We start from the raw sequence: 22,322 nt of genomic DNA, 5'->3' as shown, positions 1-22,322 counted from the left end.
GCGTCAGTCGTGACGGACCGTCAGCTCCCGTGACATACCACGGCCGCCGCACCGATGTTCGGCGCGGCGGCCGGGAAGCCGGCAGGCAGCGGCTATGGAGCCTGCAGGTCGACCAGTTCGGCCAGGGCCTCCTTGTGGCCGCCGGGCGTGCCGAGCGCGATCTCGTCGGACTTGGCGCGCTTGAGGTACAGATGCGCGGGGTGTTCCCAGGTCATGCCGATGCCGGCGTGCAGCTGGATGCACTCCTCGGCAGCGTGCACGGCGACGCGGGAGGTGTACGCCTGCGCGACGGCCACCGCGAGAGCGGCCTCCGGGCTGTCCGTGGCCAGGGCGTCCGCCGCGTTGCGGGCCGCGGCGCGGGCCGAGACGACCTCCAGCCACAGCTGCGCCATCCGGTGCTTCAGCGCCTGGAAGGAGCCGATCGGCCGGTTGAACTGGTGGCGCCCGCGGGTGTGCCGGACCGTCTCCTCCAGGCACCACTCGGCGAGTCCCAGTTGCTCGGAGGCGAGGAGCCCGGCACCGGCGAGCAGTCCGCGGCGCACGGCCCGCTCGGCGGCGCCCGCATCTGCCAGGCGGATGGCCGCCGCCTGGTCGCCGAGGGTGACGGCGGCGAGCGGGCGGGTCAGATCGAGCGGGGTCCGGGCCTCGACAGTGACGCCGGACTTCTCGACCGCGTACAGGCCGTCCGACTTCAGCACCAGCAGCACATCGGCGACGGCAGCGTCCGCCACCCCCGTGATCGTGGATGCGTCAACCGGAAGCGGGCCGTGCGGTGAGGCGGACAGCGGCACGGCGAGCACGGCGGTCCTGCGGCCGGTCGCGAGCGCGGTCAGCAGCTCGGCAACCTCCGGCGCCCCGGTGTCGAGGCCCAGCAGCGTCTCCGTCGCGATCACCGAGCTGGTGAGGTACGGCGCGGGGGCGACCGCGCGGCCCAGCTCCTCCAGCACCACCGCGGCCTCGCGGTGGCTCGCACCCTGGCCACCGAGCTTCTCGGGTACGAGCAGACCGGCAGCGCCGATGTCGGAGGCGAGCGCCTTCCACAGCTCGGCGTCGTACGGCGCGCCGTCCTCGGCGCGCACGAGCACGGACGTCGTGTCGCTGCGGTCGGCGAGCAGGGAGCGTACGGCGGCGCGCAGGTCGTCCTCGGCCTCGGAGTACAGCAGGTCAGTCATCGCGCGAGATCCTTCCAGGCGACGTCCTTGTCATTGCGCGGCTCGGAGGGCAGTCCGAGTACGCGTTCCGCGACGATGTTCAGCAGCACTTCGCTCGTACCGCCCTCGATCGAGTTGCCCTTGGAGCGCAGATAGCGGTAGCCGGCGTCCCGACCGGTGAAGTCGACGTGATCGGGCCGGCTCATGGTCCAGTCGCTGTACAACAGGCCTTCTGAGCCGAGCAGTTCCACTTCCAGGCCGCTGATCTCCTGGTTGAGGCGGGCGAAGGCGAGCTTCATTCCGCTGCCCTCGGGTCCGGGCTGGCCCGCCGCGAGCTGCTGGCGCAGCCGTTCCCCGGCGAGGCGCGAGACCTCCGCCTCCACCCACAGCGTCAGCAGCCGCTGGTGCAGGTCGTGGGTGCGCAGCTCGGGGCGTTCGCGCCAGGTCGCCGAGATCGGGCCGATCATGCCGCCCTCGCGCGGCAGTCGGCTGCCACCGATGGAGACACGCTCGTTCATCAGGGTGGTCTGGGCGACCTTCCACCCCTCGCCGATCTCGCCGAGCCGGTGTGCGTCGGGGATGCGCACATCGGTGAGGAAGACCTCGTTGAACTCCGCCTCGCCGGTGATCTGGCGCAGCGGCCGCACCTCGACGCCGGGGTCGGTCATGTCACAGATGAAGTACGTGATGCCGCGATGCTTGGGCAGGTCCGGGTCGGTGCGGGCGATGAGGATCGCCCAGCGCGCCACATGGGCGCTGGACGTCCACACCTTCTGCCCGTTGATGACCCAGTCGTCGCCGTCCCTGACGGCGCGGGTGGCGAGCGCGGCGAGGTCCGATCCCGCGCCCGGCTCGCTGAACAGCTGGCACCACACCTCCTCGCCGACCCACAGCGGCCGCAGGAAGCGCTGCTTCAGCTCTTCGGAGCCGTACTTGAGGATCGTCGGCGCGGCCATGCCGAGGCCGATGCCGATACGGCCCGGGTCGTTGTCGGGGGCGCCTGCGGCCGTCAGCTCGGTGTCCACGACGGCCTGCAGCGAGCGCGGCACGTCGAGGCCGCCCAGCCCCTTCGGGTAGTGCACCCAGGCGAGGCCGGCATCGAAGCGGGCCTTGAGGAAGTCGGTACGGTCCGTGGTGGCCGGGGGGTGCGCGGCCAGCAACTCCTTGGTAAGGCTGCGCAGTGCGGCGGCGTCCGTCATCGGCTCTCTCCTTCCGGAATGACGACCAGGCGGCCGGTGGTGGTGCCGTCGGCGACCCGCTGGACGGCGTCGGCCGCGTCCTTCATGGCGACGCGTCCGCTGATCAGCGGCTTGATGGCGCCCTCGGTGGCGAGCCTGGTCAGCTCTTCGTGGCAGCCGAGGATCGCCGCCGGATCCATCTGGTTGTACAGCCCCCAGTGGAGGCCGACGATCGAGTAGTTCTTCACCAGGGCGTGGTTGAGGCCCGGGCTGGGGATGGTGCCGCTGGCGAAGCCGACGATCACGATCCGGCCCTCGAAGGCAATGCACTTCACGGACTTGGCGTAGGCGTCGCCGCCGACCGGGTCGTAGACGACGTCCGCGCCGCGGCCGCCGGTGGCCTCCTTGACCGCGGCGACGATGTCGTCCTCGCGGCGGTCGATGACGACGTCGCAGCCGAGCTCCCGCGCGGTGCGCGCCTTGTCCGCGCCGCCGACGACGCCGATGACGCGTGCGCCGGCCGCCTTGCCGAGCTGGACGGCCGCGCTGCCGACGCCGCCCGCCGCGGCGTGCACGAGCAGCGTCTCGCCCGCCTGGAGGTGCGCGCGACGGTGCAGCCCGAACCAGCCCGTCTGGTAGCCGATGTGCAGGGCGGCCGCCTCGGCGTCGTCGAGGGCCTCGGGCGCGGGCAGCACCGCTGCGGCGTCGGCGACGACATAATCGGCGAGTCCGCCGTTCGGCAGCGCGGGGTTGGTGATCACCCGGCGGCCGTCCTCGGTCTCGCCGCAGATCTCCACGCCGGGCGTGAACGGCAGCGGCGGTCGCACCTGGTACTGGCCGCGGCAGAGCAGCGCGTCGGGGAAGTTGATGTTCGCGGCCCGGACCTTCAGCAGCAGCTGCCCCTCGCCGGGCGTGGGCCGGTCCACCTCATCGAGCCGCATCACCTCGCTCGGCTCGCCGTTCCGGTGCACTCGCCATGCCTGCATTTCGGGGCCTCCACAAACCGTAGGCAGTACCACGCTGCGATACATACTAAGCGGTCGCTTGCCTTCCGGGGAAGACCCCTCTCAGCCACCCCTGATCCTGGCCCGCACATCCGTCCGCTCGCCCTGCGGGCCGAACAGTCTCAGGGACTCCACCGGCCCGTCGCCCGCGGGGCCGAACCCGCGTCGGTGTCAGCTGCCGAACAGCTCGAAGGTGACAGCGGGCCGGCCGCCGAAGCTCTCGGCGGCGGCCTGGGCGTATCCGGTGAGGAAGCTCCGGCAGTACTTCTCGGGGTCCTTGTCGGTCAGCGCCTCGATATAAGTGCGGTGCTCCAGCAGCGAGCGGATGGAACGCTCGAGACCCGCGGTCGCGTCGACCGCGTGGGTGGGCGTGCTGGAGCCCGCGACCGCCACCCAGCGCACCCCGTTCCACGGCTGAAGACCCTGCTCGGAGATGAGCTCGGGAAAGATCCAGCGGTTCCCGGCGTCGGCGGCCGCGTCCAGCGTGGCGCGGCCCACGGCCCGGTGGTCGGGGGTGTTCCAGGCGGTGCCGCCCCAGGTGTCACGGTGGTTGAGCGTGATCACCAGCTCGGGGCGGTACCGGCGGATCGCCGCGGCGATGTCCCGGCGCAGTCCGGTGCCGTACTCGACCACGCCGTCCTTGTGGTCGAGGAACTCCACCGTCGACACGCCGACGACCGCCGCGCTCGCCCGCTGCTCCTGCTCGCGCAGCGCGGCGCACCTGGCCGGTTCGATCGTGTCGATGCCCGCCTCACCGCGGGTGGCGAGGAGGTACGACACCTCCCGGCCGCCGTCGGTCCATGCTGCGACGGCCGCGGCGCAGCCGTACTCGAGGTCGTCGGGGTGGGCGACGACGGCAAGTGCGCGCTGCCAGTCGTCGGGCATGGGCTGAAGCTGCTCGGTCATCTCCGAAGGATAGGGCGGTGACTGAGCGTCAGGCTTCACCGCGGGCGAGGGACAGCAGCCGGTCGAGCACCCGCGGACCGCTCGCGCGCACCCCGTCGTGCTCGTACTCGTCGGTGATCCAGGTGCGCAGCCCGCGGATCGCCCGGGCGGTGCCGAGCGAGTGCTGCGTGTCGACATACATGTCGTCGTGGTACACGGCGGCGGCGACGGGCACCCCGTTGGCGGCGAGCCGCGCGGGGTCGTACAGCGGCGCCCACTCGGTGCGGGCGGCGAGGAGGTCGGCGGCCTCGCGCAGCGGGCGCAGGGCGGGGTCCACGTCGAAGTGCCAGGGGTGGACGGTCTCGCCGGTGAACAACAGCGGCTCGTCACCGTTCAGCGCCGTCTCGGCGTCGAACTGCGGGAACTCGGCCCGGACCCGCTCGGCCGCCCACGCGGTCGGCTCCGCGCCCTGGGCGTAGATCGACTCGTGCAGCACGGCATACAGCGGATGTGCGGCGTACGAGAGCGTGGCGCGCACGGACTCCTGGAAGGCGTCGGAGAGCTCGTGCCCACCTGCCGTGCGTACGAAGGCGTTCTCGAGGAGATAGTGCAGCTGGTGGCTGCCGTCCCCGCCGCCGAGCAGGATGCCGAGGGACTGGAAGGCTTCGGGGGTGAGTGTGTAGCCGCCGGGCAGCTCGGTCTTGTGCTCGGCGAGGTGCGCGGCGATCCGGCGCGCCCGTCGCACGTCCTGCGGGTAGCGGTCGTAGTGCGCCTCGGCCTTGCGCTGCATACGGGGATACGCGGCCCGGTAGACGTCGTCCGCGTGGCCGTCGAGGGCGGGCAGACCGCCGGAGATGATCACCGTACGCAGACCTTCGGGGGCGGTGGAGAGATAGTGGGTGGCGCAGAATCCGCCGAAGCTCTGGCCCAGTACGGTCCAGGGCGCGCCCCCGGTGAGCTGCGGCCGGATGGTCTCGCAGTCGCGCACGATGCTGTCGGCCCGGAAGTGGGCGAGGTACTCGGACTGCGCCTTCGGTCCGCCCCGCCGGGGCAGGGTCTGGCGGTTCTGCGGGGTCGAGCGCCCGGTGCCGCGCTGGTCGAGGAGGAGTACGCGGTACTCCTGCACGGCGCGTCCCAGCCAGGCCTGCTTGCCGTGGAAACGGCGGGCGCCGAAGCCGGGGCCGCCCTCCAGATAGACCAGCCAGGGCAGATCGGCTCCGGCCCGTTCGCTCGCCACGACCTCGCGGCCGTACAGCTCGATCTGCTCCCCCGCCGGGTCGGCGTGGTCGAGCGGGACGGTGAAGTGCCGGTCGGTGAGAACGATTCCCGGCTGGCGGTAGCTGGTCACTGCTGCTCCTGTTCTGTACGTCCCCGTCCGCCCATGGGATCACATGGGCGGACGGGGAGAGTACGGAGCCGGCAACGAACGAATCCGGGCGCGGAGCCGGGCAGGATCAGCCGGCCGGGGTCAGCCGGGCAGGATCAGCCGGTCGGGAAGTCGTCCGGGGTCCTGGCCCGGTCACGGACCCAGACGCCGGCGGGCTTGAGCGGCCCACTGCCGGTCCAGGGACCGTTTCTGTTGCAGGTGCCGCCCTTGAAGACGGCGCCAGGAGCGTTCGTCGTCGGAGTAGTTCCAGTTGGACCAGCTGATCTTCTTGCTCGCCATCAGATCGAGGTACTGCTGGGACCTGCTGAAGTTGTTGCCTCCGTCGCCGGATGCGGTCTGGGTCCCGAACTCCGTGACGAACATGGGGAGTTTGTCGGCGGCACGGGAGAGGGTGCTCAGATACTCGGTGCCGTGCGAGGGGGTCATCACCAGAATCAGCGGCGGCCGCGGGTCCATATCCGCTCCCCCACCATCAACCGCAGCGCGCGGGGTACTCCAGCGTGCAGCTGGAGCCGAAGGCGGTGACTGGCCGGTCGACTCGGTCGCGCACGCGTGAAGGGGCCTTCGGGCAGGGGCAGTCCGTGGAGTCGGCTACGGTGCTGGGTGTGGTGATCACGGGAGGGGACTCAGCGGCGCCGGGGACCGCGCTGCTGATCGCGGCCGCGCCGGTCGGCAAGGGGCGTCTCGTCGACGCGAGTTCCGTGCTGCCCGCGCTCGCTGCGGTCCCGCCCAGCGCACTGACCGGCACACCGGCGGCGACGGTGGTCGAACTCGCCGATCCCCTCGATCCGCAGACCGTTCTGACCCGCATCCGGGCGGCCGCGGCGGCGGAGGGACCGCTCTTCCTGTACATCGCGGGCCAGCTCCAACTGGACCGCAAACAGCGCCTGTTGCATCTCGCGCTGGCCAGGTCCACGCCGGCGACTATGCGCTATACGGCGCTCCCCTGGCACTGGGTCGCCGCCGAAGTGGCGATCCGGCGTCCCGGCACGACGACGGTGGTCGTCGACCTGGCGGCCGATGCCGAGGCATGGCAGTACATCGCGTCGAAGGGACTTGCACTCGGGCCCGGCATCCGGGTCTACGGGCGTGTCGTCCCCGTCTCGCAACGGCGGGACGCGGCGAGTCCCGACTATCTGAAGGCATACGCGACAATCTGGCGCAGCGGCGCACGGCCGGCCCTGGCGACGCTGCACGAACAGGCGTCGGCACGGGCGGACGCGGAGGAAGCGCTCCTGCTGGCGGTCGACGCGCCTGAGGCGGCGCGGCTCGCGCCATCCATGGCGGAGCACATGGCACCCATGGCGGGGCACGCGCCACCCATGGCGGGGCAGCCGGCGCCCGCCCCCGGGCAGCCCCAGGCCCCCGCGAAACAGGCCGCGCCCGCGGCCCAGCAAAACGCGGCCTCCCCGCCGCAGTTCGCCACCGCCGCACAGGCCGCTCCCCGGGCCGACGACCCCCACCCCGCGATTCTCGCCGCCGCGCGGGCCGGGCGGCATGCCGAGGCCGCCGCCGCGGCCGGCGCCTGGGAGCAGCAGGAGTTGCGGATCCACGGGCCCGGTTCCGTGCAGGCCATTCACTGGCTGGAAGTGCGGGCCGACCTCGCCCGGCTGGCCCGCGATCCGGGACTCAGCTGCGAGTTGTGGATGGCCGCCGCCGATGCCCGGCTGGCCCGTCAGCAGGCGTCCGACGATCCCGACGTCGAGGGCGCCGTCGACCGAGCCCATCACCAGTGGGAGCAGATCCGGGATCCGGAGCGGGCGCGGGCGCTCGCGCCGGTGCTCGTCAGGCTGCGGCGCAGCGTTCCGGGGCGTCAGCGCGGGGCGCTTCAGGTGCTGCAACGGCGGCTGGAGAGCCTGCACTCGGGCCGCCCGGCGTAGGAGATATGGCGCAATTGCGCCATATATACGAACCTACGGGGAATCCTAACGAGTTCTTGATGGCCTCAGGCCCCTCTCACCGTGCTTTCGGACTGGTGGGGCGACATACGCTCGCGCCGTGCTCAACGTGACCGGAATACTCAAACGGCTGGTAATCGGACGGGCCATGCGCAGCGAGGAGCTGGGCGAGACGCTGCTGCCCAAGCGGCTCGCCCTGCCGATCTTCGCTTCCGACCCGCTGTCCTCGGTGGCCTATGCCACCCAGGAGATCCTGCTGGTGCTCACGTTGGGCGGCCTGGCCTATCTGCACTTCACGCCGTACATCGCGGGCGCGGTCGTCGCCCTGATGACCGTGGTGGTGCTCTCCTACCGCCAGGTGGTGCACGCCTATCCGAGCGGCGGCGGTTCGTACGAGGTCGCCTCGTCCAATCTGGGCCCCTCCGCCGGTCTGGTGGTCGCCGCCTCGCTGCTGGTCGACTACGTGATGACCGTGGCCGTCTCGGTCGCCTCCGGCGTGGACAACATCATCTCTGCGGTGCCCGCCCTGGTCGACTACCGCGTGCTGATGGCGCTCATCTTCGTCGCCGTCCTGACCGCGATGAACCTGCGTGGCGTACGCGAGTCCGGCCAGCTGTTCGCCGCCCCCACCTATCTGTTCATCGGCGGCGTACTGATCATGGTCGGCACGGGCCTGTTCCGCTATCTGGTCGGGGACGCGCCGGTGGCCGAGACCGCCGCGTACGGGATCACGCCGCAGCCCGGGGACACGAACCTGGCGGGTCTCGCCCTGGTGATGCTGGTCCTGCGCGCGTTCTCCAGCGGCTGTACCGCGCTGACCGGTGTGGAGGCGATCTCCAACGGCGTGCCCGCCTTCCGCAAGCCCAAGTCCCAGAACGCCGCGACCACCATGGCCGCGATGGGCATCATCGCCATCACCATGTTCGTCGGCGTCACCACGCTCGCGATCGTCGCCAAGGTGCACATCACCGACGAAGCCTGCCGGCTGACCGGCCTGCCCGGCGACTGCCACTCGTACACCCAGCGCACCGTCATCGCCCAGCTCGCGGCCTCCGTCTTCGGCGGCGAGAACAGCTTCGGCTTCTACTTCCTGCAGGCCGCCACCGCCCTGGTGCTGATCCTGGCCGCGAACACCGCCTTCAACGGCTTCCCGCTGCTCGCCTCGATCCTCGCCCAGCACCGCTACCTGCCACGCCAGCTCCACAACCGCGGCGACCGGCTCGCCTTCTCCAACGGCATCCTCGCCCTGGCCATCGTGGCAGGCCTGCTGCTCTGGGGCTTCAAGGCCAACGTCACCAGCCTCATCCACCTCTACATCCTGGGCGTGTTCACTTCTTTCACCCTCTCCCAGACCGGCATGGTCCGGCACTGGAACCGCGAGCTGCGCACCGAGACCGACCCGGCCGTCCGCCGCCGCCACCGGGTCGCGAGGGTCATCAACGCCACCGGCGCGGTCATCACCTGCCTGGTCCTGATCATCGTGCTGGCCACCAAGTTCACCGAGGGCGCCTGGCTGGCCGTACTCGCCGCGATCGTGCTGTTCGGGATGATGCGCGGCATCCGCCGCCACTACGACGCCGTTGCCGCCGAACTCGCCGTCACCGACCCACGCAGCGAAATGGCGCCGCCCACCCGGGTGCTGGCCATCGTGCTGGTCTCCACCATCCACAAACCGACCCTGCGCGCCCTGGCCTATGCCCGCGCCTTCCGACCGGACCACCTGGAAGCTCTCACCGTCGCGGTCGACCGCGGCGCGGCTCTGGAGCTCCAACGGCAGTGGGAGGCCTACGGCATCGGGGTACCGCTCAAGGTTCTGGACTCCCCCTACCGCGAGATCACCGGGTCGGTCGTGGAGTACGTACGCTCCATGAGACGCGACAGCCCGAGGGACGTGGTCGCGGTCTTCATTCCCGAGTACGTCGTCGGCCACTGGTGGGAAACCCTGCTGCACAACCAGTCCGCCCTGTGGCTCAAGAGCCGCCTCCTCTTCACCCCGGGCGTCATGGTGATCAGCGTCCCCTGGCAACTGAGCTCCTCGGCCCGGGCGGACCACCCCGCCGCCCGCGCACCCGGCTCGGTCCGCCGCGGAGAACCCACCGCGGAGAGGAACGGCGAGGTCACCACGCATCGATAGCCGGGCCCGGTGGTCCCCCGGCCCGGCCCGGGCACTGCGCCACCCACATCGGCAGACTGACGAACTGCCGCACCGTCAGGGCTTGCGCAGTACCCCGCCGTACTCGTAGATGGTCTTGTTGTTCTCGGTGGCGCCCAGGTAGGGGGCCAGCGGCGGCTGCACCGGGGCGAGTGCCGGCTGATCGGAGTCCGGGCGCCAGGCAGCGAGATTGACCAGGCCCGGCTCCACCGGCTCCAGCCCGTCGAGAAAGGCGTCGAGTTCGGCCGGGGTGCGGGTCTGCCAGGGAATACCGCTGCCCGAGATGTGCGCGGACATCTCGGCACCCCTGGCCGGGTCGTCCGAGACGACCTGGGAAAGGCCCAGGTAACTGCCCGGTGCCGCTTGGTCGATAACAGTGCGCAGGATCCGGCGGGGATCGTCGGCATCCAAGAGGTGGTGGCCCACCGACAAGAACAGCACCGCGACCGGCTCGCGGAAGTCGATCAGTCGACGCACTTCGGGATGGTCGAGCACGGACTGCTGGTCCCGCATGTCAGCGGTGATGACGGTGGTGGACTCGTCGTCGGCCAGCAGTGCCCGGCCGTGTGCGAGCACGATAGGGTCGATGTCGACATAGACGACGCGGGCGTCCGGGGCGAAGCGCTGGGCGACCTGGTGGACATTGTTGTCGGTCGGCAGTCCGCAGCCCATGTCGAGGATCTGACGGATTCCCGCTTCCTGCGTCAGGTAGCGCACCGCGCGGAAGAGGAACTGGCGGTTCTGCCGGGCGATGTCCACGCACTCCGGGAAGTCCGGCAACGTGGAGAGCAGGAAGCTCCGGTCGATGTCGTAGTTGTCCTTGCCACCCAACATCCAGCCGTAGGCCCGTGCCGAGGTCGGCACATCGAAGGGTATCGAGGCCGCTTCGGACCGATTGTCACTCACCACAGCGCGCTCTCCGCCTCTCCCGCATCCGTGCGGGCTGCCCAGCTCCGTCGTGGCGAGATTACCCCCGATCCACAACCGGGTGGGCCGATCGCTGGTCTTCCCAACACGCGATTGTGCAACGGGGGTTGGCGCGAGGGCACGCGCAGCCGGAGTTCCCTGTCGACGGCACCGCGCGTGCGTGGTGTCAGTAGCGCTGGACCATCGGCGGCCCGACGTACTTGGAACCGGACAGACCGAGGGTCGCGTTGAACGCCGCCCTGTAGTCGCCGTTCACGTCGTGCGCCTCGATCGCGTCCGCCACCGCGTCACGCAGGGCCTTGTCATCCCTGTCCATGCCGATGCCGTAGGGCTCCTCGGTGAACCGCTGACCGACGACCTTCAGCTTGTCCGGGCGCTGGGCGGCGTAACCCATGAGGATGGCGTCGTCCGTGGTGACGGCGTCGACCTTGTCGTCGAGCAGTTTCTGAACGCACTCCGTGTACTTGGCCGTCTCGACAGTCGTGGTGTTGTAGTCGGACTTCTTGATCTCCCGGAGCGCGGTCGAGCCCTTGACCGAGCAGACCTTCTTGCCCTGCAGCGAGTACGGCCCTCCGATCGTCCTTTCGTCCTCGCGGACCAGGAGGTCGGCGCCCGCGATGAAGTAGGGGCCGGCGAACCCCACGTGCTTCTTGCGCTCGTCGTTCATCGTGTACGTGCCGACGTACAGGTCGACCTCGCCCCCGGCGATGGTGCTCTCGCGGACGCTGGTGTCGACCGTCTTGAACTCGATCATGTCGGGCGAGAAGCCGAGGTCGGCGGCGACCATCTTGGCGATCTCGATGTCGAAGCCGGACCGCTTGCCGTCCCCCTCCTCGAACCCGAGGAACGGCTGGTCGTTCTTGGCGCCGATGACGAGCTTGCCGGCCTTCTGAGCCTTCCGCAGGGTCGGAGAGTCGATCTTGACGTTCGTCGCGACCTTGTACGTGGGCAGTGACGGCCGAACCAGGCCGTCCGCAGCGCCGGTGGGCCTGCCATCGGCGTTGTCGGACGTGCCACCACAGGCGGTTGCGGTGAGTACGATCGCGAACACAGCGATCGCCGAGGCCGTGGCGGACTTGTGGGGCTTCATCGTGGGGCGTCCTTCGGTTCAGCAGATTCAACAGATTCGGCGGCGGCCCTGGCGCGCTCGCTGCGCGGGCTGCCGGAGAACTCCACGGCGCCTCCTCGAATGGGGACAGTAAGGAGACGATCCACTCGCCGTCATCACATCTGAGGAAAACTTGAGCATCACGGTCCGGCCACGAATCGGATATCTCCGGGACGGATCCGAACGAGTGCCGGTATTTCATGAGAAATAACCTCCGAGCCGGTGAACTGACGAAATTCGGCGCTTCCTCAGCCAGTCGTACACGCCATCCGCGATCCGAGGCTCCACCATCGATGCCGAAGCCGGAAGTTGCCGTACCAGCGCGGACGGGGAATCGATGTCGCAGGACCAGAAGGAAGCCACGTCGGCCGAGGCAGTCACCAACCGAAGGGTCAGTGCGGGCGTCCGGCTCATGGGCTGGCTGACGACCACGGACCACAAGGTCATCGGCAATCTCTACATGGTCACCGCGTTCGGATTCTTTCTGCTGGCCGGGCTGCTGGCGATGCTGATGCGGGCGGAGCTCGCCCGCCCCGGCCTGCAGATCGTCAGCGCCGCGCAGTACAACCAGCTGTTCACCGTGCACGGCACCGTCATGATGCTGTTGTTCGCCACGCCGATGTTCGCCGGCTTCGCGAACGCCGTCATGCCGCTGCAGATCGGCTCACCCGACGTCGCTTTCCCCCGCCTCAACGCGCTGACCTACTGGCTCTTTCTCTTCGGCGGGCTGATCGTCGTGTCCGGATTCGTCGTCCCGGGAGGCGCGGCGGCCTTCGGCTGGTTCGCCTATGCCCCGCTGAACAGTGCCGTGTTCTCGCCGGGCCCCGGCGGTGACCTGTGGACCATGGGGCTGGTGCTCTCCGGGCTCAGTACGACACTGGGAGCCGTCAATTTCGTCGCGACCATCGTCTGTCTGCGCGCTCCCGGGATGACGATGTTCCGCATGCCGATCTTCACCTGGAACGTGCTCTTCACGTCCATCCTGGCGTTGCTGGCCTTCCCGGTGCTCACCGCCGCACTGCTCGTCCTCGAGGCCGACCGGAAATTCGGGGCCCAGGTCTTCGACTCGGCCAATGGCGGCGCATTGCTGTGGCAACACATGTTCTGGTTCTTCGGCCACCCTGAGGTCTATATCGTCGCGTTGCCGTTCTTCGGTGTGGTGAGCGAGATCATCCCCGTGTTCAGCCGAAAACCCATGTTCGGATACGTCGGCATGGTCGGTGCCACGATCGCCATCACCATGCTCTCGGCGGTCGTGTGGGCCCATCACATGTTCGCCACGGGAGCGGTACTGCTGCCGTTCTTCGCCGTCATGTCGTTCATCATCGCCGTGCCAACGGGAGTCAAGTTCTTCAACTGGATCGGCACCATGTGGAACGGCAGCCTCTCGTTCGAGACGCCGATGCTCTGGTCGATCGGATTCCTGGTCACCTTCCTGCTCGGCGGCCTCAGCGGAGTGCTGATCGCCTCACCCCCGTTGGACTTCCATCTCACCGACTCGTACTTCATCGTCGCCCACCTCCACTACGTGCTCTTCGGAACGGTGGTCTTCGCGATGTTCGCCGGGTTCTACTTCTGGTGGCCCAAATGGACGGGGCGCATGCTCGACGAGCGCCTCGGGAAGATCCACTTCTGGACCCTGTTCACCGGCTTCCAGACCACCTTCCTGGTCCAGCACTGGCTGGGAGAGAGCGGAATGCCGCGACGTTACGCCGACTACCTGGCGGCCGACGGCTTCACCCTCCTCAACACCATCTCCTCCATCGGCTCGTTTCTGCTCGGCCTGTCCACCCTGCCGTTCCTCTACAACGTGTGGCGCACCCATCGGTATGCGCCCAGGGTCGAGGTGGACGACCCCTGGGGATTCGGCCGGTCACTGGAGTGGGCGACTTCCTGCCCGCCACCGCGTCACAATTTCAGGGCTCTGCCGCGCGTACGCTCCGACTCCCCGGTTTTCGACCTGAACCACCCCGCCGTGACGGAGAAACCACGCATCGACCTGGGTGGAACCCCACCGAATCCGGACACCCTGGGGGACGCGCGCGCATGAAGACCGAGGCCATTCTCTTCGCCGGGGTCGCGGCGTTCTTTCTCGTGACCGATGTTCTGTACGCCGTATGGTCCAAGGATCCGGCCGGCACGGCGGCGCTCACCGTCGCCTTCCTCATGGCGTCGCTCGTTTCCTTCGTCTTCGCCATGAACTACCGCAGGAAAGGCCTCCGCCCCGAGGACCGCAAGGAAGGGGACGTACGCGAACGGGCGGGGCTGGTGGACTTCTTCCCCCCGCACAGCGCATGGCCGGTACAGATCGCGGCCGGTGCGGCCGTGCTCGCACTCGGAACGGTCTTCGGACTGTGGCTCTTTCTGATCGGGTTGGGGGTGGCGCTGGCGGGAGTGTGCGGAATGGTGTTCCAGTTCGCCCGACCGGAATGGAGAGTTCCGCCCGACACCGGACAGCCGGGGTCTCACTCCTGACGATCGCCGACCGGCTCCGGTGGAGCCGCTCGCTCCGCGATGACGGAACGCTGCTCGTCGGTGGCAGGCAGATCGACGCGGTCGCCGTAATACCAGCTGCTCAGAGCGGCCCTCAGACGCCGCCGACGCGGGAGTGGGCCCTCCTCGGGCAGCTCCAGGGGCTTCGGGACCTCTCGCATCAAGATCCGGTAGCGGGCGGCCGGAGCGAGCGCGCGATGGCTCTCCCCGAGTCCGCCGTAGGGCGACTGCGTCACCTGACCGGTCTCCTCGCCCTCGGTCAGCAGTCGTCGGTCACGCGACTGAAGAGCGAGACAGAGGCGCTTGGTCACGGCGAAGGCCAGCAGCGGAGCGACCACGACTGCGATCCGGAGGATCCAGGTCATGGTGTTGACGGACACGCGGAAGGAGAAGGCCACGACGTCGTTGCCGCCCGCCAGCAGCAGCACGGCGTAGAAAACGACGGCCGCCACGCCGAGTCCCGTGCGGGCCGGGCGGTTGCGTGGCCGGTCACACAGATGGTGTTCGCCGCGGTCGCCCGTCACCCACTTCTCGAAGAAGGGGTAGAGAAACAGGATCGTGAACACGACGCCGGGCAGCGCCACCGCCGGAATGAAGACATTCCACATGATCGTGTGCCCCGCGATATTGGTCTCCCAGGGCGGCATCAGCCGCATCGCGCCCTCCAGGAAGCCGACGTACCAGTCCGGCTGTGCGTCACCGGAGACCTGGTCGCCGCGGTAGGGGCCGTAGTTCCACACGGGGTTGATCTGCGCGAGCCCTCCCATAAGTGTCAGGACGCTGAAGACCATGAGGAAGAAGCCGGTGGTCTTCGCCGTGAACTGAGGGAACATCGGCTGGCCGACGGCGTTCTTGTTGGTCTTGCCCTGAGCGGGCCAGTGCGTGTGTTTGAGATACACGATCAGGAAGAGGTGAGCGGCGATCAGGGCCACGAGGAGGCCGGGCACGAGCAGGACGTGGACGATGTACAGGCGAGGAATGATGACCATGCCCGGGAACTGTCCGCCGAAGACCGCCATCTCCAGGTTCGTCCCGACGATCGGGATGGATCCCACGATCGTGGCCGCTGTCCTGAGACCGGTTCCGGACAACAGGTCGTCGGGCAGGGAATAGCCCGCGAACCCTTCGAGGAGCGCGAGGAGAAACAGCGATACGCCCACCATCCAGTTGCCCTCCCGCGGCTTGCGAAAGGCACCGGTGAACAGGATCCGCAGCATATGGACGGCGATGGCGGCGAGGAACACCAGCGCCGCCCAGTGGTGGATCTGACGGATCAGCAGGCCCCCGCGCACGGCGAAGCTGATGGTGAGGGTGGTGGTGTAGGCCTGCGTCATCCTCTCGCCCACCAGAGGTGCATAGGGGCCGTTGTAGACGGTCTCCACCATGCTCGGGTCGAAGAAGAGCGTGAGATAGATACCGGTCAGGATGAGCACCACGAAGGAGTACAGGGCCACTTCACCGAGCAGGAAGGACCAGTGGTCGGGAAAGGCCTTGCGCAGCAACTGCCTGGCCAGCTCGGAGACGGGCAGTCGGCCGTCCACCGCCGTGAACCCGCGGACGGCCGCATCCTCGGCCCTTGCCTTCAACCGCGCCTTGCGCCTTCGAAAGGGCATGCACCACTCTCCCGACGATCCTGTTCCCATGCGCCCCGCTTGCGCCTGTTCGCGGTACATGGGTAACCCCCGGCGCACGGAATCAATCGCGCCGACGCGCCGGGGCGTATACGGGCTGCGGCAATCAGGTGCCTGAGCACCGGGCGTGCTGAGCCAGACGGACGGATCCGGCGTTGCCAGGAGGTGTCTTTTTCGGGCCTCGACGAGAAAGCGCTTGGACGTCGAGCGCCGCCTCGGACTTCGCCATCCGGTCGGCGAGGAGCTTCGCATAACCCCAGGACGGACGCTGCTCGGTCGCGCGTCCGGCGAACCAGGAGAAGTCCCAGCCCTCGGTCGGGACGGCTTCACCTTCGGCGACAAGATCTTCGAACGCGGCCATGGGGCGAGAATGGCAGGCAACGGCAATGCCCGCACCAGGATTTCGCGCGGCTGAGGCGGGCGGTCAGTTCTCGGCCGCCACCTTGTTCAGCACCGAACCGCTGAAGTCCGCGGCGAGATACCCCGTCGAGCTGTACTCATCAATGAGATACACGTTCACTGTCGGCACCGCCTCGAAAACGGGGCCGCGAACGATGACGTAACGCATCGTCGGACGGGAGATACCGAGTTCCTGGTCGGCCTTCTTGATGAGCGCGGGGAGGGTGTCCCAATTGACCTTGCTGACGTCGATCGGACCCGAATCGGAGTCGAAGGCCGTGCCGCCCGGTCCGTCGCTCGTGGCGTAGCCGTTGCGGAACACGTAGCGGTCGTACTTCTTCCGGCTGCCCTGGACCGGGACTTCGGCGATCGCGTAGTCCTTGTACACGGTGAACTCGAAGAACTTCGTGGTCCGCGTCTTGGCTTTCAACGCCTTGATCGCGTCCCGCACCCCGGCAGGTGTCAGCAGGTTCTTGGTCTCCTTGGACGGCGGCAGCGAGACCTTGTCCGGCTGCGGGGTGCCGGTCGCGCCGTCGGTGGCACCGCTGGTGGCTGTGGACGTGGCCTTCGGCTTCGCCGAATCACGCTCGTCAGGAATGATGTTCAGCGCGATCACCGACACCGCGGTGATCGCGGCGGCGGCGCTCACCGCGACCGCCGTCGTCTTCCACGGTTTCCGCGGTGGCCGGCCAAGCGCGTCGGGAACGGCGCCGACGGGCAGCGGAGGGCCGAAGCCGGGCGGGCGGATGTCCGAGGGCGGCGGTCCGTACGGCCCGGGCTGCGCCGGCTGCACCGGCGCTGCGGCCTGCGGTACGGACGGCGCCGCGGCCGGTGGCGCGGGCGTCCAGCGCAGGGCATCGCTTCCGGCGTCGGCGAGCATCCGCTCCACCTGCGCCGCGTCGGGGCGCGCTGCCACCTCTCGTACGAGCAGGGCGTTCAGTACGGGGGTGAGCGCTCCGGAGCGCACCGGCGCCGGTATCGGGTCGTCGAGGACCGCGACCAGTGTCGACATGCTCGTGGCGCGCCGCAGTGGGTGCCCGCCCTCCAGCGCGACGTAGAGCAGCATGCCGAGGGACCACAGGTCGGAGGCCGGGTTGCCCTCCTCGCCGCGGATGCGTTCGGGGGCGATGTACTCGGGCGAGCCGATGAGGTCACCCGTAGCCGTCAGACCGGCGGACTCGCGCAACGCGGCGATGCCGAAGTCCGTCAGGACGGCGCTGCCGTCCGGTCGGAGCAGGACGTTGGCGGGCTTCACATCCCGGTGTTGGATGCCCTCGGCGTGGGCGGCCCGGAGGGCGGCCAGCACACCGCGGGCGACCGTCAGCGCCTCGGGGACGGTCAACGGGCCCTGGACGAGTCGGTCGTGCAGGGACTGCCCGCGGACCAGCTCCATGACGATCCACGGATAGGGGCCGTCGGCGCCTTCCACGATGTGGTGGATGGCGACCACATGAGGGTGGGCGAGGCGGGCGAGCGCCCGGGCCTCGCGGAGTACGCGTTCGCTGAGCATGCGCGCGCGGGCGGGGTCCGCATCATGCATCGCCGGATCCGCGGGCCGCACCTCCTTCAGCGCCACTTCGCGGTGCAGCACGATGTCGCGGGCCCGCCACACGGTGCCCATGCCCCCACTGCCGAGCCTGCCCAGCAGCTCGAAACGGCCGTCGATGAGCCGTCTGTCGGCCCCCCTGGTGTTCATAGCGGGTCAGCTTACGAGGCGTGGCACCGGCGCTTCGCGGCGGACCGCTCTGCACTCGGTGACCCCGGCCAGTTCACCCACGGCCCTCGTGATTCCTACGCCCGAGCGCATCCCTGGCGCAGGAAACGGCGCAGCTTCGTCAGCGGCCAGGTGTTGATGACCTCGTCCTTCGTCAGCCATCCGCGCTGTGCCGTGCCAACCCCGTAACGCATATAGGGCAGATGCGTGATGGAGTGCGCGTCGGAGTTCACCGCGAACTTCACGCCGTACCGCTTCGCCCGCAGGATGTCTTCGTCGCGGAGGTCGAGGCGCTCCGGATGCGCGTTGATCTCCAGGGCGGTGCCCGTTCGTGCGCAGGCTTCGAAGACCGCATCGAAGTCGGCGTCGATGCCGGGGCGCTTGCCGATCAGCCGGGTGGTCGGGTGGGCGATGAGAGCAACGTACGGGTTCTCGCAGGCGCGCACGATGCGGCGGGTGAGGGCCTGCCGGCTCTGGTTGAAGTGTGAGTGCACGGAGGCCACGCACAGGTCGAAGCCCTCCAGGAAGTCGTCGGGCCAGTCGACGTCGCCCTCAGGGCCGATGTTGAGTTCCGTGCCGTGCAGCAGCCGCATCCCGCGGTGGCTTCGGTCGAGTTCCCGTACCCGCTCACGTTGCGCGAGGATCTTCTCGTCCGTCATGCGCTGCATATACAGGTTCGGGGCGTGGTCGGTGATGGCGTAGTACGCATAGCCGCGGGCGGCAGCGGCGGCGACCATGTCCTCCAGCGAGGCGAGACCGTCGGTGAGGTCGGTGTGGGTGTGCAGGTCACCCTTGATGTCACTGTCGGCCAGAATGGCGGGGAGTTCGCCGCGCAGTGCGGCCGCGATCTCGCCCCGGTCCTCACGCAGGGGCGGCGGGATCCACGGCAGGCCGAGCCGGGCGTAGATCTCCTCTTCCTGCTCCGAGGCGATCATCCTTCCGCTCTCGGCGTCGAAGAGCCCGTACTCGGACAGCTTGAGCTTGCCGCGCACCGCCATCTCGCGGGTGCGGATGTTGTGCGCCTTGGAACCGGTGAAGTACTGCAGTCCCGCTCCCCAGGAGAGGGGTGGCAGCACCCGTAGATCCACCTGGAGGCCCTTGGTGGTGCGTATGGATGTCTTCTTCTCCCCGTACGCGACGACCTCGGCCGTGTGCGGAAGGCTGCCGAGGGCCGCCATGAACGGCGCCGACTGTTCCGCCGCCACCAGGATGTCGATGTCCCCGATCGTCTCCCTCATGCGGCGCAGCGAGCCCGCGTAGGTGCACCGTTGACATCCGGGGATTCCGGACAGCTCGGAGACGATCTGCTCGGCGACTTCCATGGCGGCGCCGATGAGGATCCGACCGTCGCCGGCCTTCTGCATCAGGGAGATGCCGTGGAGTATGTTCTCCTCGGTCTTCTCGCCGAAGCCCTTCAGGTCGCGCAACCGCTCCTCGTGGATGGCGTCCAGCAGCTGGTCCACGGAGGAGATGTTCAGCTCTTCGTAGAGGACCATCGCCTTCTTGGGCCCGAGCATGGGGATCGCGATCAGCTCGCGGACGCCGGCGGGGATCGACGTCCTCGTCTGCTCGATGGTGGAGATCTGGCCGGAGCGCAGATATTCGACGATCTTGTCGGCGATCGACTTGCCAACGTTGGGGATCTCCCGCAGGCCCTTGGCGTCGAGCTTCGAGACGTCCGCGTGGTAGCCGCCGATGGCACGGGCGGCCTTCTCGTAGGCTCGTGCCTTGAAGGCGTCCCCGCCGCTGATCGCGATGAGGTCGGCGTACTCCTGGAGCAGCGCTTCGACCTCCTCATTGGCTCGGACCATAACTCCAGGGTGCTCCGATACCGGCGGGCAGGCACGCCTGGGAGGTGCGGCGGAGAGTCAGGGGGACGGGGCGGGGCCACTCACGCGAGCATGGCCGTTCGGTCGTCCGGCCCGGGCAGCGCCTGTTCCGTCCAGATGGTCTTGCCCGAGCGGCTGTAGCGCGTCCCCCATCGCTGGACGAGCTGGGCCACGATGAACAGGCCTCGCCCGCCTTCGTCGTCGTCCGCGCTGTGGCGCAGGTGCGGGGATGTGTGGCCGGTGTCCGCGACCTCGCACACCAGCGTGCGGTCGTGAATGAGCCGCAGGTACAGCGGGCCCTCGGCATATCTGACGGCGTTGGTGACCAACTCGCTGACGATCAGCTCGGTGGAGAACACCAGTTCCTCGAGCCCCCAGTCTTGCAGCCTGTCGGCGACCAGCTCCCGGGCAAGGCCGACTGAGACCGGTTCGGCCGGCAGATCCCAGGCGGCGACCCTGTGGGCATCGAGCTCACGGGTGCGGACCAGCAGCAGCGCCGTGTCATCGGTGGTCGTGCCGGCCGGCAGCAGTTCCGAGACGACACGATCGCACAGGTCCTCCAGGGACCCGTGGTCGTCGCCGAGGACCCTCCCCAGGATTTCCATCCCCTCGTCGATGTCCCGGTCGCGCGACTCCACCAGACCGTCCGTGAAGAGCACCACCAGGCTGCCCACCGGCAGTTCCATCTCAATGGACTCGAACGGCAACCCACCCAGCCCAAGGGGCGGGCCGGCCGGCAGATCCGGGAAGGTGACACGGCCGTCGGGATAGACGACCGCGGGCGGCAGATGGCCCGCGCGGGCCATGGTGCAGCGCCGCGACACGGGGTCGTAGACCACGTACAGACAGGTCGCTCCGGTGGCCACGTCGTCGCTGTCGGCGGACGTGTCGCGGACGTCCGCCGAGTCCTTGGCCGACTGCCCCACCAGGTCGTCGAGCCGCTTGAGGAGATCGTCGGGAGGTATGTCCAAGGGGGCGAGCGCCCGTACGGTCGTACGCAACCGGCCCATGGTGGCCGCGGCGTGCAGCCCGTGGCCGACCACGTCCCCGACCACGAGTGCGACGCGCGTTCCGGACAGCGGGATGGCGTCGAACCAGTCTCCGCCCGCACCGGTCAGGTCGTCCGTGGGCAGGTAGCGATGGGCCAGATCCACCGCCGAGTTCGGCGGCAGGTGCTGGGGGAGCAGCTGGCGCTGGAGGGTCAGGGCCGCGGCGCGTTCGCGGGTGAAGCGGCGGGCGTTGTCGATGCACACCGCAGCCCGGGTGACCAGCTCGTCCGCCAGGGCCACGGCACCGCTGTCGAAGATGCCGGGCCCGCTGGCGCGGACGAAAGTGACGAGCCCCAGAGCGTTGCCGCCGCCTCGCAACGGCACGACCAGGGTGTTTTCGTCCAGGACGAGCCCGCCCGAGGCGAGGCTGCGGAGCTGGGGCGAGCCGGTCGGGTACGTCACCGGGCCCGGCGGGCGAACCAGCTGCCCCTCGGCCTCCGGCGTGCCGCCTCCAGGGGCCGAGCGGGAGGCGGTGCGGATCAGTTGCGTCCCCGCCACGCCGGCGGCGTCCGGCAGCTCCCCTTCCAGTACCGCGGCGGCGATGTCGATCTCGACAGCGTCGGCGAACTCGGGGACCGCCACCCCGGCCAGCTCCTCCGTCGTGATGACGACGTCCAGCGTCGTGCCGACCTGACGGCCCGCCTCCACGAGCAGGTTCAGCTGCTGCTGGGCCTTGTAGCGCTCGGAGATGTCGAAGGCGTCCTCGCACACGCCGAACACATAGCCGTCGGAATCCTGCAGCCGGTAGTAGGAGCAGGACCACAGGTGGTCCTGCCCCGGGTCACTGGGCTGCTGCCCGCGGAAGTGCAGGTCGAGGAACGGTTCGCCGGTCTCCAGTACGTGCCGGATGACCGCATCGAGTGTCTCCGGATACCCCGGCGTCACGAACCTGCCCTCGGGGTACAGCTCATCGCCCCGCTTGCCGCGGAACGCGGCGAACGGAAGCCCGATCTCCTCTTCGTACGCGGCGTTGCACCAGGTCAGATGGAGGTCGGTGTCATGGATGGCGAGGCCGACGGGCGACTGGGTGGCCAGACCGTTCAGCATGGCCAGCTGGGACTCCCACTCGATGAGCCCCTCGCGCTCTGCGGCCACGAGGACACGTTCGGCCACTCCCGCGTCGGACAGCGGACAGACCGCGGTGACGAGCAGCACGCGGTGGCCGTCCCGGTGGACGGCGACGCATTCGTCACCCTCCTCCAGCGGCGAGACGATCGGCAGGGCCGAACGATCGACGGGTGCGGGTGCGGTGGAGGACTCGGTCGCGGGCTTCAGAAATGTGCTGAGCGGCTGCCCGATGGTCTCGTGCGGCCGGTACCCGAGCAGGCGCTGTGCCGCGGGGCTCCAGCCAATGACGGTGCCGCGGCTGTCCAGCACAATCGTGGCCGCCCTGGTGACGTCCAGGGGGCCACGGAAATCGCCGTTCCCAGCCGCCTTCCCTGCGCTCATGGCGCCCCACCGGCCCGCTTTCATCACGTCCAGAATCCGCCTGCTACCGGGCCCGCGCAACAGCGGAA

At 69.1% G+C, this 22,322-nt stretch carries 16 protein-coding genes and 2 pseudogenes; 4 read left to right on the top strand and 14 right to left on the bottom strand.

The features are described from left to right. Positions 1-92: 92 nt before the first annotated feature. From ACQEVG_RS34460 to ACQEVG_RS34430, 7 genes and pseudogenes are all read right to left on the bottom strand, one after another. Positions 93-1,172, bottom strand: a complete 1,080-nt coding sequence (locus tag ACQEVG_RS34460; protein WP_432991238.1) for an acyl-CoA dehydrogenase family protein — start codon at positions 1,170-1,172, stop codon at positions 93-95. After that, on the bottom strand, positions 1,169-2,350 hold the full coding sequence (locus tag ACQEVG_RS34455) for an acyl-CoA dehydrogenase family protein (RefSeq protein WP_432991236.1): 1,182 nt from the start codon (positions 2,348-2,350) through the stop codon (positions 1,169-1,171). Before ACQEVG_RS34455 ends, ACQEVG_RS34460 begins: the two co-directional genes overlap by 4 nt. Continuing rightward, entirely contained in the window at positions 2,347-3,315 is a 969-nt protein-coding gene (locus ACQEVG_RS34450; protein ID WP_432991234.1) for an NADPH:quinone oxidoreductase family protein, read from the bottom strand. Before ACQEVG_RS34450 ends, ACQEVG_RS34455 begins: the two co-directional genes overlap by 4 nt. A gap of 81 nt (positions 3,316-3,396) precedes the next feature. Beyond that, positions 3,397-3,492, bottom strand: a pseudogene (locus tag ACQEVG_RS34445) (XRE family transcriptional regulator); the annotation flags it as partial. A gap of 12 nt (positions 3,493-3,504) precedes the next feature. Continuing rightward, positions 3,505-4,239 carry a PIG-L deacetylase family protein gene (locus ACQEVG_RS34440; RefSeq protein WP_432991232.1) on the bottom strand — a complete coding sequence of 245 codons (735 nt, stop codon included), beginning with the start codon at positions 4,237-4,239 and terminating at the stop codon, positions 3,505-3,507. A 28-nt stretch (positions 4,240-4,267) separates the two neighbouring features. Next, positions 4,268-5,566, bottom strand: coding sequence for an alpha/beta fold hydrolase (locus ACQEVG_RS34435; RefSeq protein WP_432991230.1), 1,299 nt, complete (start codon positions 5,564-5,566; stop codon positions 4,268-4,270). A 171-nt stretch (positions 5,567-5,737) separates the two neighbouring features. Beyond that, the gene (locus ACQEVG_RS34430) at positions 5,738-6,061 is read right to left on the bottom strand and encodes a cellulase family glycosylhydrolase (RefSeq protein WP_432991228.1); all 324 of its coding nucleotides are present in this window, start codon (positions 6,059-6,061) and stop codon (positions 5,738-5,740) included. 125 nt (positions 6,062-6,186) lie between these two features. On the opposite strand from ACQEVG_RS34430, the gene ACQEVG_RS34425 reads away from it, so the two are divergent. Both ACQEVG_RS34425 and ACQEVG_RS34420 read left to right on the top strand, forming a co-directional pair. Next, positions 6,187-7,485: a hypothetical protein gene (locus ACQEVG_RS34425; RefSeq protein WP_432991226.1), complete on the top strand. Its 1,299-nt coding sequence runs from the start codon at positions 6,187-6,189 to the stop codon at positions 7,483-7,485. Positions 7,486-7,651: 166 nt separating this feature from the next. After that, positions 7,652-9,637 (top strand): APC family permease, encoded by a 1,986-nt coding sequence (locus tag ACQEVG_RS34420; protein ID WP_432993099.1) that lies wholly within the window; start codon positions 7,652-7,654, stop codon positions 9,635-9,637. A gap of 75 nt (positions 9,638-9,712) precedes the next feature. On the opposite strand, the gene ACQEVG_RS34415 is transcribed toward ACQEVG_RS34420, so the two are convergent. Then, positions 9,713-10,564 (bottom strand): SAM-dependent methyltransferase, encoded by an 852-nt coding sequence (locus ACQEVG_RS34415; RefSeq protein WP_432991224.1) that lies wholly within the window; start codon positions 10,562-10,564, stop codon positions 9,713-9,715. A 184-nt stretch (positions 10,565-10,748) separates the two neighbouring features. Then, positions 10,749-11,672, bottom strand: a complete 924-nt coding sequence (locus ACQEVG_RS34410) for a glutamate ABC transporter substrate-binding protein (RefSeq protein ID WP_432991222.1) — start codon at positions 11,670-11,672, stop codon at positions 10,749-10,751. A 355-nt stretch (positions 11,673-12,027) separates the two neighbouring features. On the opposite strand from ACQEVG_RS34410, the gene ctaD reads away from it, so the two are divergent. Further along, positions 12,028-13,740 carry an aa3-type cytochrome oxidase subunit I gene (gene ctaD, locus ACQEVG_RS34405; RefSeq protein WP_432991220.1) on the top strand — a complete coding sequence of 571 codons (1,713 nt, stop codon included), beginning with the start codon at positions 12,028-12,030 and terminating at the stop codon, positions 13,738-13,740. After that, entirely contained in the window at positions 13,737-14,165 is a 429-nt protein-coding gene (gene ctaF, locus ACQEVG_RS34400) for an aa3-type cytochrome oxidase subunit IV (RefSeq protein ID WP_432991218.1), read from the top strand. Before ctaD ends, ctaF begins: the two co-directional genes overlap by 4 nt. Here ctaF and qcrB read toward each other — a convergent pair. From qcrB to ACQEVG_RS34375, 5 genes and pseudogenes are all read right to left on the bottom strand, one after another. Further along, on the bottom strand, positions 14,156-15,796 hold the full coding sequence (gene qcrB / locus ACQEVG_RS34395; protein ID WP_432991216.1) for a cytochrome bc1 complex cytochrome b subunit: 1,641 nt from the start codon (positions 15,794-15,796) through the stop codon (positions 14,156-14,158). The two genes, ctaF and qcrB, sit on opposite strands and share 10 nt — an antisense overlap. Before the next feature lie 214 nt (positions 15,797-16,010). Next, positions 16,011-16,175, bottom strand: a pseudogene (locus tag ACQEVG_RS34390) (class I SAM-dependent methyltransferase); the annotation flags it as partial. A gap of 63 nt (positions 16,176-16,238) precedes the next feature. After that, the gene (locus ACQEVG_RS34385) at positions 16,239-17,909 is read right to left on the bottom strand and encodes a serine/threonine-protein kinase (RefSeq protein WP_432991214.1); all 1,671 of its coding nucleotides are present in this window, start codon (positions 17,907-17,909) and stop codon (positions 16,239-16,241) included. Between the two features lie 95 nt (positions 17,910-18,004). Beyond that, a complete protein-coding gene (gene polX / locus ACQEVG_RS34380) occupies positions 18,005-19,738 on the bottom strand; it encodes a DNA polymerase/3'-5' exonuclease PolX (RefSeq protein WP_432991212.1) in 1,734 nt (577 codons plus the stop codon). 80 nt (positions 19,739-19,818) lie between these two features. After that, positions 19,819-22,254 carry a SpoIIE family protein phosphatase gene (locus ACQEVG_RS34375; protein WP_432991210.1) on the bottom strand — a complete coding sequence of 812 codons (2,436 nt, stop codon included), beginning with the start codon at positions 22,252-22,254 and terminating at the stop codon, positions 19,819-19,821. Positions 22,255-22,322: the final 68 nt, after the last annotated feature.

The sequence above is a fragment of the Streptomyces sp. CA-135486 genome, assembly GCF_050936555.1.
Classification (GTDB): domain Bacteria; phylum Actinomycetota; class Actinomycetes; order Streptomycetales; family Streptomycetaceae; genus Streptomyces.
Note: the sequence above shows the minus strand (reverse complement) of the source record. Positions and strands in the feature narration are given on the sequence as shown.